The sequence below is a fragment of the Sneathia sp. DSM 16631 genome (assembly GCF_014892235.1).
GTDB classification, from domain to species: domain Bacteria; phylum Fusobacteriota; class Fusobacteriia; order Fusobacteriales; family Leptotrichiaceae; genus Sneathia; species Sneathia vaginalis.
This window is the reverse complement of the sequence record NZ_JADBHL010000002.1, coordinates 115,526-130,053: the sequence shown is the minus strand read 5'-3', so window position 1 is coordinate 130,053 and position 14,528 is coordinate 115,526. Positions and strand designations below refer to the sequence as shown.

The following is a 14,528-nucleotide window of genomic DNA, read 5'->3' as shown; positions in this document are numbered from 1 at the left end:
CAATATGGAATATATTGCATTGATTTGGAAGTTTTTCCTAACAAACATTTTAACTAAACCAGCATTTTTTATAGGATTTATGGTGCTTATAGGTTACATTCTATTGAAAAAACCATGGTATGAAATCTTAAGTGGAACACTTAAAGCGATTATAGGGTACTTTATTCTATCAGTTGGTTCAGGAGGATTAGTAAAAAACTTTAGACCTATATTAGTAGGATTAAAAGAAAAATACAATTTACATGCAGTTGTTATAGACCCATACTTTGGTCAAAATGCTGTAGAAGCAGGAGTAAAAGAAGTATTTGGTAAAGGATTCTCAGGAGTAGTTTTACTATTAGCAATAGCTTTTATTACAAACTTATTACTTGTTAGATTCTCAAGAATAACAAAATTAAGATCAGTATTTACAACAGGACACGTTCAATTACAACAAGCAGCAACAGCATACTGGTTAATCTTATTTGCTCTTCCAGGTCTATTAACTCACGATATTAAGCTATTAATAGTAATGGCTATATTACTTGGACTATACTGGGCAGTAGGTTCAAACCTATTAGTTAAATATTCTCAAGAATTAACAGATGGTGCAGGATTTACAATAGCCCACCAACAAATGTTTGGAGTAGCACTATTTACATACTTAGCTGATAAGATGGCAAAGGCAGATATGAAGGCTGGAAGAAAAGGAAGTAAGAGAATAGAAGATATTAATTTACCAGGATTTATGTCAATATTCAATGATAATATGGTATCAACTGGTGTATTAATGCTAATATTCTTTGGAGCTATACTAACACTATTAGGAAAACCATTCTTAGTAGAACATAAATTCTTAAAACCAGATGCAAACTTCTTCTTCTATATTCTAGAAACTTGCTTACACTTTGCAGTTTATCTTGCAATATTGCAATTAGGAGTTAGAACATTTATAGCAGAACTTACACAATCATTTAAAGGTATATCTGACAAGCTATTACCAGGTGCTGTTCCAGGAGTAGACTGTGCTATATCATATAACTTTGGTTCACCAAATGCAATAACTATTGGATTTTTAGCAGGTGCTATAGGTCAATTTGTTGCGATAATAACATTAATTATGTTGAAATCACCAGTTTTAATAGTAGCAGGATTCGTTCCAGTATTCTTTGATAATGCAACAATAGGTGTTTATGCAAATAGTAAAGGTGGATTTAAAGCAACATTAATTTTCCCATTCATTTCAGGATTATTGCAAGTATTTGGTTCAGCATTTATTGCAAGTTTTGTTGGAATGGCAGCTTATGGTGGATATTTAGGAATGTGGGATTGGGCAGTTGTTTGGCCAGTATTCACAGTATTAATGAAGTACTTAAGCTACATAGGTGTAGGTTTAATAGTAGTTATTTTAGTTCTAATACCACAATTAGAATATATGAAAGACAAAGAAAATTACTTCTTAATAACTGAAGATTATGAAGAATACAAGAGAAGAAAAAATATTAAATAGGAGGATAAGATTATGACATTTTTAGTTTCATGTGCAAATGGTGCAGGTACTAGTTTAATGATGAAATTAACTTTAGAAAAGGTAATTAAACGTAATAATATACAATGTTCAAAGGTACATCACTGTTCTTTATCTGAAGGTAAAGGTCAAGCAAAGATGTTTGATGTAACTCTATGCCCTTTAGCATTCATCAAGGAATTTAATCAAGCTATAGAAGCAGGTAAGATAGTCATAGGTTTAAAAAATCCTATATCTGATAAAGAAATGGAAGAAAGATTAAAAGAAAATGGAATAATATAGGGTGGCAGTGCCACCCTTTATAGATAGGAGAGTATATGAAGATAACAAAAAAAGTTTTAGATGAATTGACAAAGTGCTACTGTATAGCAAATATTATGTATAATAATGAACATCATATAATAGTTGCAGCTGAAAAGGATGACCAATGCTACATCTACAATCATGATTTAGAAAGAAAAGCTACAATATGGGATGGTATAGGTGGAACAATGAGTATAGTTCCTCTAGAAGGCACAAATGGAGAGTTTTTAGCAACTCAACAATTTTATTCACCTAATGATTCAAAGAATGCAAAAATTGTTTATGTTACTTCTGATGGAAAGTATAATTTTAAGACAAGAGTAATTGCAATTGTACCATTTGCACATAGATTTGATGTATTAAAAGGTGAGGATGGAACAAAATATCTTTTAATTTGTGCATTAAAGACAAATCATGAATACAAGGATGACTGGCGTAGTCCTGGTAAAACATATTTCACAGTATTACCAGATGATCTAGAACATTGTGATGTCATAACTGAGAAAGATTGTACAGTTATACAAGAAAATATGTTAAAAAATCATGGATATTACAGAATAGTAGAAGATGGTCAAGAAAAAGGAATAGTTTCATGTGATAGTGGAGTTTATCTTTACACACCACCTAAAAAATTAGGCGATAAGTGGAATGTTGAACAATTGATAAGTGATCCAGGTAGTGATGCAACACTAATAGATTTAGATAATGATGGTAATAAGGAATTAGTAGTTCTATCACCTTTCCACGGTCATAAGTTAAGAGTGTATAAGCTAATAGATAAAAAGTATAAGTTAGTAAAAGAATTTCCTGAAGATATGATGTTCTTGCATGCAATATGGGCAGGAGAATTAAATGGAGAAAAAGTTGTTGTTATTGGACACAGAAGAGAAGAAATGAGAACAATAATATTACGTTATAGAAATAATGACTATGAATATGATATAATTGACGAAAATGTTGGTGCAGCAAACGTAAACTACTTTGAAAAAGATGGTAAACAATATCTAATAGCTGCTAATAGGGAAACAAATGAAATTGCTTTATACATAGTAGAGTAGGAGTATAATGTTTATAGACAATGTAACATATGATTTGATTTTTAATTTCATAAACTCAAGTACTAATTTAACTGTTAAAGACTTAGCGTTGAAGATAGGGAAGAGTAGAAGAATAGTATATTATGCTATAGAAAAAGTTAATATTGAATTAAAAAAGAATGGAATAGACTTGGTGTATAATATACCAAGAAAAGGGATATGTATAAATGAAAGTCAGAAAAACTTCTTAAGATTGCTAATAAAGGATGTAGAATATACATTAAGTACAGATGAGAGAAGAAAAGCTATGGCAGTTTATCTTTTAACTTATCCTAAAAAGCACACGGTAGAAAATTTGGTTGATAAATTTTTAGTTACAAAAAACACTGTAATTTGTGACATAAAGGAAATTAAGAAAAGAACAAAAAAATTCAATGAAAAACTTGACTTGGTGACAGCTACAAAAGGTGGATATATATTAAAAGGTCCAGTACTATTTGAAATTCAGTATTTATACAGTATCTTAAAAGAGATATTTAATTCGAAAAATACTAAGTTCATTCAGTATTTCTTGATGATGTATAGTAATTTAGGCTATATATTTACAGATGAGTTTATATCACTACTAATAGAGAAGCTAATATACTTTGAAGAAAAATTAGGTAAAGAAATTACACCTAAAGAATTAGATAATTTAATATTTTCTTTTCCATACCTTTATCTATTTTCATTGAATAATAGTAATGAGTGTATAAAAGGAACAGATATACTAAAGGAAAGACTAGAGTATAGATACTTAAAGGATTTGTTTGTAGATCTTAAATTGGAGTATAACGATAATGTATTAATGCTATTTACTCTAATTGTACTTAGTACAGGCAAAATGCTTGATGTGCATAGTAAGAGTAAACAGTATGAAAAATATATAGAGTATGCAAAAGATATGGTAGACAAGTTCTGTCTAAAGACTAAGGTAAAAATAGATGATAAAGATGAGATTATAAACGACATAGTTACATATCTAAAGGTTATATACGTTAGAAGAGAGTATAAGATAATATCGTTTGATATTGATTGTGATAAAGTAAAAAAAGAATACAAAGAGTTGTATGATATAATTTATGAAATTGCAAAAGAAATAGATGATGATTTTAATGCAGAAAATATTGCAGTTTTAACTATGGCTTTTGCAAGAGTGTATAAAAAGAAAAAGTGTAGGATATTAATTGTAACAGATGAAAGTGCTATTATTAAAAAATTAATAAAAGTTAAAATAGAAAATTTATTAAAAAATGTCAAAATAGAAGATATTATTAGAAAGTCTAAGATATATAAAATAGATTTATCGAAGATAGATTTAATAGTATCTACAGAGGTTTTAGACGTAGAAAAAGAAGTGGTAATAGTAGATAGTGTATTTAAAGATAGTGATATGGTTAATATCGTAAAAGCTATATACAAGAAAGGTTAAAAGCCTTTCTTTTTTTTATCCCAATATTGAACACATCAATAGTAATAAATTGGACTTCTTTAATTTCTTTTATGAAATATAATAAAGTTGTAAGTAAATAAATATAAAAAACCGTTCTATAAAAAAAGCATAAGGAGAGATACAATGTCTAAAATTAATGAAATAACAAGAGAAAGCTGGATTCTAAACACATTTCCTGAATGGGGAACTTGGCTAAATGAAGAAATTGATGAAGAAGTTGTTGAAAAAGGTAAAGTCGCTATGTGGTGGCTTGGAAATATGGGTACATGGATTAAAACAAATGGTGGTGCTAATATCTGTATAGATTTATGGCTATCAACTGGTAAGAGAACTAAGAAAAATAAATTTATGAAACCAAAACACCAACATCAAAGAGCTTGTGGTTGCGTTAAATTACAACCAAATTTAAGAAACACACCTTGCTTAATAGATCCATTTAAAATTACAAAGATAGATGCAATATTAGCAACTCATAGTCATAGTGATCATATAGATGTAAATGTCGCTGCAGCAATAACACAAAATTGTCCAGAAGCTAAATTTATTGGTCCTAAGAGTTGTTGTGATTTATGGAGAAAATGGGGAGTGCCTGAAGAAAGAATAGTTTGTGTTAGACCAGGTGATATTGTAAAAATCAAAGATATGGAAATAGTTATGTTAGAATCATTTGATAGAACAATGTTATTAACAGTAAGTGAAGATGTTGTATTGAAAGGTAAATTACCACCTGATATGGATGATATGGCAGTAAATTATCTAGTAAAAACAGATGCAGGAAATATTTATCATGCTGGAGATTCACACTATTCAAACTATTATGTAAAACATGCAAAAGATCACAAAGTTGATGTTGCGTTTGTAGGATTTGGAGAAAATCCAAGAGGTATGACAGATAAATTAACAGCTTCAGATGTATTAAGAGTAGCTGAAAGTTTAGATACTAATGTAATTATACCTATACACCATGATATCTGGACTAACTTTATGTCAGATACAAATGAAATATTAGTATTATGGGAAATGAGAAGAAAGAGATTAAAATACAAGTTTAAACCATATATTTGGCAACCTGGTGGTAAGTTCATATATCCAGATAACAAAGATGATATGGAATATATGTACCCACGTGGATTTGAAGATGCATTTGAAATGGAGACAGATTTACCATTCTTACAAATATTATAGGAGAATTATGAAAAAATATGTATTAGGGGTATATGAAAAAGCTATGCCTAATAGTTTAAGTATTAAAGAAAAATTAGAACTAGCTAAACAACTTGGTTATGACTTTATGGAAATTAGTATAGATGAAACAGATGAAAAATTAAGTCGTTTAGATTGGGATAAAGAAACTGTAGATGATGTAGTTATTGCTATGAGAAAAGTAGGCTTTAATATACGAAGTATGTGCTTATCAGGACAAAGAAAATATCCTATGGGTTCTTTAGACGAGAATATTCGTAAAAGAAGTATGGAGATAATAGAAAAGGCGATTAAGTTAGCGGATAGTTTAGGTGTGAGAATAATACAACTTGCAGGTTATGATGTATATTATGAAAAAGGTAACCAAAAGACTAAAGAATTATTCTTAGAAAACTTAAAAAAAGCGACAGAAATAGCTAGTAAATATGGTGTAATGTTAGCTTTTGAAACTATGGAAACACCATTTATGGATACAGTAAAAAAAGCTAAAGAAGTAGTAGAATATATTAATTCACCATTTTTAAAGATATATCCAGACTTAGGTAATATTAAAAATTCATCTTTGATATATAACGAGGATGTTTTAGATGATATTAAAGAAGGTGAACATTTAACTGTTGCAGCACATATAAAGGAAAGTATTCCAGGTCATTATAGAGAAATACCATTTTTAACAGGACACGTAAACTTTAGAGAGTGTTTAGAAGAGTTGTGGAATATAGGTGTTAGAAGATATGTTACAGAATTGTGGTATGTTGGACAAGAAGACTTTGAAAAAGATATAAGGTTTGCAGTAAGTACATTTAGAACAATGTTAGATGAAATAGAAAAGGAACATTAAAATGTTAGAAGAATTAAAAAAGAGAGTATATGAAGCTAATATGGACTTACCAAAGTATAATTTGGTGAAGTTTACATGGGGAAATGTTTCTGAAATAGATAGAGAAAAGGGATTGTTTGTAATAAAGCCTAGTGGTGTTGATTATGATAAATTAACTCCAGATGATATGGTTGTAGTTGATTTAGAAGGTAACGTTGTAGAAGGTAGATACAAACCATCATCTGATACACCAACTCATGTAGAACTTTATAAGGCATTTAGCAAAATTGGAGGTATAGTTCATACACATTCTACATATGCAACAAGTTTTGCACAAGCAGGAAGAAATATACCATGTTATGGAACAACACACGCAGACAGCATATATGGTGATATACCTTGTAGTAGAAACCTAACAGAAGAAGAAATAAATGAAGCATATGAAAAAAATACAGGTAAGGTAATTATAGAAACATTTGAAAAATTAGACTATATGGCAACACCTACAATATTATGCAAAAACCATGGTTCTTTTTCATGGGGTGAAAATGCAAAAAAAGCTGTATACAATGCAGTTGTTTTAGAAGAAGTAGCAAAAATGGCAATATTAACTGAGATGATAAATAAAGATGTTAAAGAAGCTCCTAAGTGCATCCAAGATAAGCATTACAATAGAAAACATGGTAAAAATGCTTATTATGGTAATGATGTAAAATAAAAAAAATTATAAAGTGTTTTTCCTTGACAAAAAACCTGTAATTGAGTATAATTCTTATGTTAACGTAAAAAATGAAAGGAGTCTTCAAATGGCAGTACCAAAGAAGAGAACCTCTAAAGCGAAAAGAAATATGAGAAGATCACATGATGGGATATCAGCACCTTCATTTATAGTTGAGGCAGATGGAACAGTAAGAAGACCACATAGAGTAAATTTAGAAACAGGGCTATATAGAGGAAGAAAAGTTTTAGCAGATGCTAAAGAAGAAAAAGAAGCAGAATAAATATTTAGAAGTTTTGACTTCTTTTTTTTTATATTGTATAATCTGACTATAAATAGTTTGGGGGTAAAAGTATTTTTATGGAAAAATATAGGCTAGAGGGATTAGATTGTGCAGATTGTGCAACAAAATTAGAAAAGTATTTATTAAAAAAAGACTATGTCAATGAAGTTAGTATTAGTTTTACAACTAAAACTATGATAATATCGACTAGTGATATAGAAAAAGTAAAAGAAGATATAAGATACATAGAACCAGAAGTTAGTGTATTGGAAGCAAATAAAAGCAAGGCAGATATAGATGCAGACCATGAATTAGCTACATTAGATAAAGAACGTATGTTAATAATAATTTCGCTTTGTCTATTTGTAGTTGCTTTTGTAGTGGAATTATTACAAAAATTTAGATATGTAGACTATGAGCTATATTACTTTTTCATACCCGTATATATTTTTGCATACCTTGTTATAGGCCTTCCAATATTAATAGGGGCATATAATTGTGTGACAAAAAAAGATTTTTTTGATGAAAAAGTATTAATGAGTATTTCTACAATTGCCGCATTTTTAATTGGTTCATTTGAAGAAGCTTGTGGAGTAATGCTTTTTTATGCTATAGGAGAGTATTTCCAAAATATAGCAATAATTAATTCAAGAAAAGATATTAAAAATTTACTTGAATTAAAAGAAAAGACAGCTAATGTAATATTAAATGAAACTGAAACTTATGAAGAAGTAAAAATAGAAGATGTAAAAAAAGATTCATATATTCTAGTTAAACCAGGTGAAAAAGTACCTTTGGATGGAATAGTAGTAAAAGGGTCTGGAGAATTTAATTTATCAGCACTTACTGGAGAAAGTATGCCAAAGCATATAGATATAGGGCAAGAAGTTTATGCTGGTGCTATAAACATGAATTCTAAGATTATCCTTAAAGTAACTAATACATATGAAGACTCTTCAATGTTTAAATTGGTAGAGTTGATTGAAAGTTCTATGCACAAAAAGACTAAGGCAGATAAGTTCATAACTAAATTTTCAAATTGGTATACACCAAGTATAATAGTTTTAGCTATATTAGTAGCAATATTACCACCACTATTTTTGAAAAATGTAACATTTGAGAGGTCTATTTACAGTAGTATAGTCTTACTTGTAATTTCTTGCCCATGTGCATTGGTATTAAGTATTCCATTAACATATTTTACAGGTGTAGGGGCATTAGCTAAAAAGGGTATATTGGTTAAGGCTATAAACATATTTGATACTATAGAAAAAGTTGATACAGTATTTTTAGATAAAACTGGTACAATAACAGAAGGGAAGTTCCATGTATCAGAAGTAAATGAATATTACGATAATGTTAGAGATTTGGAAGAAAGAGAAATATTTGAGCATATATATATAGCTGAGAATAACTCTAATCACCCAATTGCTAAGAGTATTATTGAGTTTATTAAAGCAAAATATGGATTAACTAAGGTTCAATATGATGATGTATATATGGAATTTATTAGTTATTGTAAGCACTGTGGTTGTTGTCATAAGCCAAAAGATCATAGCAAAAACAATGATAAGGCAATGTATGTTGATGAGTATAGACATCGTATAGGACATTCTGAAGAAGACTTGTGTAATAATCATGAATTTAGTTTAAATGCGGGTACAGAAGATAAGACTTTTGGTAAGGATATAAAGGTCATAGAATTGTCTGAAATAGCAGGTCAAGGTATCAAACTTAAAACAGATAAGTACTTAGTTTTAGTTGGTAATGACAATATGATGAAAAAGAACAAGGTTAACATTCCAGAGAGTGCTAAAAATATTAAAGATGAGTATGGAACGAATATAAACGTTGCATTTAATGGACAATATGTATTGAATATATATGTTAAAGATAAAATAAAAAAAGATACAAAAGAAGCAATAAAGTGTATGAGACAAGTTGGTATAAAAAATATTGCAATGCTAACAGGTGATAATAGATTATCAGCACTTGAAGTAAAAAATGCTTTAGCAATAGATGATTGTTACTATAACCTACTACCTAAAGATAAATTAAAAATCTTAGAAGAAAAGAAATTAGTTGATAAGATAATGTATCTAGGTGATGGTATCAATGATGCTCCAGTAATAGCTGCGGCTGATGTGGGAGTTGCTATGGGAAGAGTTGGAAGCGATGTTGCTATAGGTGCAAGTGATATAGTATTTAATACAGATACATTAATGAATGTGTCACTTTTGAAAAAGAAAGCTAAAAAGATGAAGTATATAGTACTAGAGAATATAGTAATAATATTACTAGTTAAATTCATTGTCATAATTCTTGGAGTATTAGGTCTTGCAGGATTATGGGGAGCAGTGTTTGGCGATGTAGGAGTTGCCCTAGTTGCTATATTAAATTCTAAAAGAATCAAAAAAAATAGTCCCAATTTTTAAGGGACTATTTTTATATTATTCCATAACCATGGGCAATTGTTAAGACTATTACCCAGAATATTATTAAAATTATTGATATAAAGGTTCCAATTAATGAAATATTAGATGCTAATACAGCCTCATTATCGTATTTTATAGCATAAGAAACAGCAACCGTTGCAGGTGGTGTTGTTAGCATGATGATTATAGCTATAACAGCGTTGTATTCAAATCTTATTCCTATATAGTCTAGTAATACAAGTAATACTAGAAATATTGCAGGTATTACTACTAAACGTAATATACAGTATATTATTGTCATTTTTTCTTTTATACATTCTTTTAAAGAAACATTAGCCAATGTCATACCTATTGCAAAGAATGCAAGAGGTGCAGATGTTTGTGCTAAAGATTTTAATACAAAGAATAAAGGTTTAAATGATCTATCAATTCTTAGTATGGGGAATCTATTTTGTAAAAGCCAGAAAACTAATCCTAAAAAAGTAGCAATAATTATTGGGTTTAAAAATATCTTTTTAAGGTTTTTTAGCTCAAATTCCATATCACTCATCATAATTAAACCAAATGTATATAGAAACACCCTATAACCAATATTGAATATATTTGCGTATAAAGTACCAGATGACCCTATTATCCCGTCTATAATTGGTATTGCAAAAAATGTTGTTGAACCAAAAGCTGTAAATACAATTAGTGCTTTTTTGTATCTACCAGTATATTTAAAGTAGAATAAATACCCTAGCATTATTAAGAATATATATGCAACAAAACTGAAAACTAGAACGTTCATTCCAGTAGTAAATGTTTCAGGTCTAATATCTTGCATAAAAGATGTAAAAGCTAATGGTGGCAATGTTGCACTCAAAGACATAGAGCTTATAGCATTTGCACAATTTTCAGGCACTATATTTTTCTTTCTTAAATAATATCCTATTAGTATAATAATAACAGTACAAGCTATTGCGGATAAAAATGCCGTATTTAATATTTCACTTAATTTTGTCATAGAACTCCTTATTTTATTTTATTCTTACAATCTCCAGTAGAAATATATTCATGTAGATTTTCAAAACTTGTTTCTATCATATTCTTAACAGCTTCATCTGTAAATGAACCTATATGTGGAGATAGAGTAACTCTAGGATAAAGAGCAACTAATTGTTCAAATTCTTCGTTACCTATTGAACCGTTTGAAAAATCTTTAAAGAATATTCCAGATTCTTTTTCTACTGTATCAAGCCCAGCACCAGCCAAGTGACCAGATTTAAGTGCTTGAATTAAGGCTTTAGTATCAACTACTTCACCACGTCCAGTATTTATTAATATAGCGTGGTCTTTCATTTTATCTAGAAATTCTTTAGTAACAAGTTGACCATTTTCTTTAATAAATGGAATATGAAGTGATATGATATCACTATTTTTTACTAAATAATCAAGATCTACTTGAGTTAATATATCTTCTACATTTTCTTTTTTGTATAGGTCATAACCTAGTACAGTAGCACCAAGTCCTTTAAATAGTTTTGCTGCAGTAAATCCAATCTTACCTAAACCAATTACACCTACTGTACAATTTCTAATTTCACGTGAGAACATTTGTGAAACACATCTGAAATCTTTTTTAGAAGTCATACTAGTTGTTAAAGCCATATTTCTTAAAAGCATTAAAGCATGTGTAACAGCTAATTCTGCTATTGCATTAGGAGAATAAAATGGTACAAATGCAGTTTTTAAACCTATACTCTTAGCATAAGCATTATCAATATGGTTAACACCAACAGTTCTAGTTAAAACATATTTAACACCATTTTCCTTGTATATATCAAGGACTTCTTTTGTTGCAAAGCAATTTCCACGTAATATTACTGCTTCATGATTTTTTGATAATTGTGCAGTTTCTACTGAATTTAAGTATTCAGGAACTAGAGTTAAATCAAAACCAAATTTTTCATTTAATTTTTCAAAGAATGGTTTTTCTACATCTCTGACACCATAACATAAGACTTTCATTTTTTATTCCTCTTTTCTAAATTAATCCCATACCATGAGTAATAGTTAATACAACTATCCAAATTATTATAGCAAACACAGATAATACAGTATTTACTAATGAAATATTAGATGCAAGTACAGCTTTTTTATCAAACTTAATAGCATAAGCAACAGCAACAGTTGCAGGTGGTGTTGCAAGCATAATAATAATACTTGTAATTGCTTCATATTGGAAGTGTATTCCTAAAGAGTTTAGTATTATTAATAATACTAAGAAGATTAAAGGAATTACAATTAATTTTATAACACCATATATAAGAGTTTGAACTTCTTCTAGTGCTTCTTTTAATGATATATTTGCTAAAGTCATACCTATTGCAAGCCATGCTAATGGTGAAGATAGGTTACCTAAATATTTAAGACCAGCAAATATAGGTTTTGCAGTTTTATCTATTCTTGCAAATGGTATGTATTTTTGGAATATCCAAATAATTAATCCTAAGAAAGTTGCAATTATTATAGGGTTAAGGAAAATTTGTTTTAAATTTTTCTTTTCAAATTTAATACCACTCATCATTATTAACCCAAATGAATAAAGGAATACTCTATAAGCAATATTGAATATATTTGCATATAGTGTACCAGTGCTACCAAGTAAACCGTTTATAATAGGTATACCAAAGAATGTTGTAGAACCAAATGTAGTTAATACTATCATAGTTTTCTTAGCATCACCTTCATATCTAATGTAGAAAATGTAAGATAAAAAGATTAATAAAACATATGCAACAAATCCAAAGATTAATACATTTATACCAGTTGTATATGTTTCTGGCTTAATATCTTGCATAAAAGCATTAAATGCTAATGCAGGTAAAGCTGCAGACAAAAGTATAGAACTTAATATTTTTGACCCTTGTTCTGTAACTTTGTTCTTTTTTCTTAAAAAATATCCAATTAATATTATGAATATTGTAGAAAAAATTGCTGATAAAAATTTTGTGTTTAAAATTACTAAAATATGTGACATATTTATCTCCCTTCTTATTAATAAATAAAGTATATATAACTTACACTTAAATGTCAAATAGAACCTTTTTTTGCAACAAAATTTATGATATAATCATATATATATTTTGAACTTTGGAAAGGAAAAAAATGGCTAAGAAAAAAGAAGAAACAGATATAGTTGAAGAAAAGGAAAGATTGTTAAAATCAGCGGTTGAACAAATACAAAAGAGTTTTGGAGATGGAGCTATAATGAAATTAGGCGAAAATCAAAGAATGAATATTAGTTCAATATCGACTGGAAGTTTAAACCTAGATTTAGCTCTTGGTATAGGAGGAGTTCCAAGAGGCCGTATAGTTGAAATATATGGTGCAGAATCATCAGGGAAAACAACTTTAGCATTGAATATTATAGCACAAGCACAAAAAGAAGGAGGAATAGCAGCATTTATTGACGCTGAACATGCATTAGACCCCGTATATGCAAAGGCACTTGGTGTTAATATAGATGACTTATTAATTTCTCAACCTGATACTGGTGAGCAAGCAATGGAAATAGTAGAACTTTTAGTTAGAAGTTCAGCAATAGATGTAATAGTTATAGACTCAGTTGCAGCTCTTGTACCAAAGTCTGAAATAGATGGTGAAATGGGAGACCAACAAATGGGTCTACAAGCAAGATTAATGTCTAAAGCCTTGAGAAAATTAACAGGTTCTATAGGTAAATCAGAAACTGTTGTTGTGTTTATAAACCAAATAAGAGAAAAAATAGGTGGATTTAGCTTTGTTCCTGGAGTTCAAACAACAACTTCAGGTGGAAGAGCTTTAAAATTCTTCTCTACTATACGTATGGAAGTAAAAAAAGTTGGTCAAATTAAGCAAAGTGATGATGTTGTAGGAAATGAAGTATTAGTAAAAGTAACTAAAAATAAGGTTGCACCTCCATTTAAGGAAGCTAGATTTAACATTATGTATGGAACAGGTATTTCAAAAGAAGGAGAAATACTAGATCTTGCAATTGAATTACAAATATGCAAAAAAAGTGGTGCATGGTTTAGCTATGGTGACACAAAACTTGGTCAAGGTAAGATAAATGTTGAAAACTTATTGAAAGAAAATAAGGAACTATTTGAAGAAATTAAAGCAAAGGTATTAGAAAAATTAAATGTTAACAATAATAAAGTTAGTGAAGAATAAGATTTATCTATCAAATGAAGAGATAATAGATGTTAATCCAGATATTATACATGAGTATAAGCTAAGACAGGGCGATGATATTACAGATAAGTATACAGATGTATTGCTAGCCTCAATAAAGAATAAGGCGATATTTTACATTTACTTAAAACCTAGAACTAGCTATGAATTAATTTCAAAATTAAAAGCAAAGTATACGAATATTGACTTAATTAATGAAGCTGTTATGTATATGGAAGAATGTGGATATATTGATGATGTAGATTATGCACTTTCATATATTTTAACGCATAGTAATAGTAGACAAAAAAACTATTTTAAATTAATGCAAAAGGGTATAAAAAAAGCAGATATTGATTTAGCGTATACAGATGTACCAGCAAATACAGAAGAAGATCAACTAGAAAAAGAAATAGCTAAATTGAAGGAGAATAAGATAGAATTGCCTAATATAATATTAAAGCTAACAAGAAAAGGTTATGAATATTCAAAAATAAAGAAGGTAATAGATAAAATGAAGTAATTTGCACACT

Annotated in this window: 14 protein-coding genes; 11 read left to right on the top strand and 3 right to left on the bottom strand. The window is 29.0% G+C overall.

Annotated elements, in window-relative coordinates; all coding sequences use genetic code 11:
• Positions 1-4: 4 nt before the first annotated feature.
• The 9 genes from IMK15_RS02165 (at position 5) to IMK15_RS02125 (ending at position 9,798) form a co-directional block, all read left to right on the top strand.
• Positions 5-1,489: a PTS ascorbate transporter subunit IIC gene (locus tag IMK15_RS02165; RefSeq protein WP_046329128.1), complete on the top strand. Its 1,485-nt coding sequence runs from the start codon at positions 5-7 to the stop codon at positions 1,487-1,489.
• Positions 1,490-1,501: 12 nt separating this feature from the next.
• Positions 1,502-1,789, top strand: a complete 288-nt coding sequence (locus tag IMK15_RS02160; protein ID WP_046329127.1) for a PTS sugar transporter subunit IIB — start codon at positions 1,502-1,504, stop codon at positions 1,787-1,789.
• Between the two features lie 35 nt (positions 1,790-1,824).
• On the top strand, positions 1,825-2,868 hold the full coding sequence (locus IMK15_RS02155) for a hypothetical protein (protein ID WP_192941715.1): 1,044 nt from the start codon (positions 1,825-1,827) through the stop codon (positions 2,866-2,868).
• A gap of 7 nt (positions 2,869-2,875) precedes the next feature.
• Complete coding sequence (locus tag IMK15_RS02150) at positions 2,876-4,318, top strand: BglG family transcription antiterminator (RefSeq protein WP_192941714.1); 1,443 nt, start codon at positions 2,876-2,878, stop codon at positions 4,316-4,318.
• Positions 4,319-4,462: 144 nt separating this feature from the next.
• Positions 4,463-5,524 carry an L-ascorbate 6-phosphate lactonase gene (gene ulaG, locus IMK15_RS02145; protein ID WP_046329124.1) on the top strand — a complete coding sequence of 354 codons (1,062 nt, stop codon included), beginning with the start codon at positions 4,463-4,465 and terminating at the stop codon, positions 5,522-5,524.
• 7 nt (positions 5,525-5,531) lie between these two features.
• Entirely contained in the window at positions 5,532-6,383 is an 852-nt protein-coding gene (locus IMK15_RS02140) for an L-ribulose-5-phosphate 3-epimerase (RefSeq protein WP_192941713.1), read from the top strand.
• 1 nt (position 6,384) lies between these two features.
• A complete protein-coding gene (locus IMK15_RS02135) occupies positions 6,385-7,080 on the top strand; it encodes an L-ribulose-5-phosphate 4-epimerase (RefSeq protein WP_192941712.1) in 696 nt (231 codons plus the stop codon).
• A gap of 88 nt (positions 7,081-7,168) precedes the next feature.
• Positions 7,169-7,363 carry a 50S ribosomal protein L32 gene (gene rpmF, locus IMK15_RS02130; RefSeq protein ID WP_046329121.1) on the top strand — a complete coding sequence of 65 codons (195 nt, stop codon included), beginning with the start codon at positions 7,169-7,171 and terminating at the stop codon, positions 7,361-7,363.
• Positions 7,364-7,440: 77 nt separating this feature from the next.
• Positions 7,441-9,798, top strand: a complete 2,358-nt coding sequence (locus IMK15_RS02125; protein ID WP_192941711.1) for a heavy metal translocating P-type ATPase — start codon at positions 7,441-7,443, stop codon at positions 9,796-9,798.
• Positions 9,799-9,808: 10 nt separating this feature from the next.
• Here IMK15_RS02125 and IMK15_RS02120 read toward each other — a convergent pair whose 3' ends face one another.
• The 3 genes from IMK15_RS02120 to IMK15_RS02110 are packed head-to-tail and all read right to left on the bottom strand — an operon-like array spanning position 9,809 to position 12,820.
• Entirely contained in the window at positions 9,809-10,804 is a 996-nt protein-coding gene (locus tag IMK15_RS02120; protein WP_192941710.1) for an AEC family transporter, read from the bottom strand.
• 8 nt (positions 10,805-10,812) lie between these two features.
• Positions 10,813-11,808, bottom strand: a complete 996-nt coding sequence (locus IMK15_RS02115) for a 2-hydroxyacid dehydrogenase (protein ID WP_192941709.1) — start codon at positions 11,806-11,808, stop codon at positions 10,813-10,815.
• A gap of 16 nt (positions 11,809-11,824) precedes the next feature.
• Positions 11,825-12,820 (bottom strand): AEC family transporter, encoded by a 996-nt coding sequence (locus IMK15_RS02110; protein WP_192941708.1) that lies wholly within the window; start codon positions 12,818-12,820, stop codon positions 11,825-11,827.
• Positions 12,821-12,948: 128 nt separating this feature from the next.
• On the opposite strand from IMK15_RS02110, the gene recA reads away from it, so the two are divergent.
• Together recA and IMK15_RS02100 are read left to right on the top strand one after the other, a co-directional pair.
• A complete protein-coding gene (gene recA / locus IMK15_RS02105; protein ID WP_046329117.1) occupies positions 12,949-13,995 on the top strand; it encodes a recombinase RecA in 1,047 nt (348 codons plus the stop codon).
• A complete protein-coding gene (locus tag IMK15_RS02100; protein ID WP_192941707.1) occupies positions 13,964-14,518 on the top strand; it encodes a RecX family transcriptional regulator in 555 nt (184 codons plus the stop codon). The genes recA and IMK15_RS02100 overlap by 32 nt, the downstream gene beginning before the upstream one ends.
• Positions 14,519-14,528 lie beyond the last annotated feature (10 nt).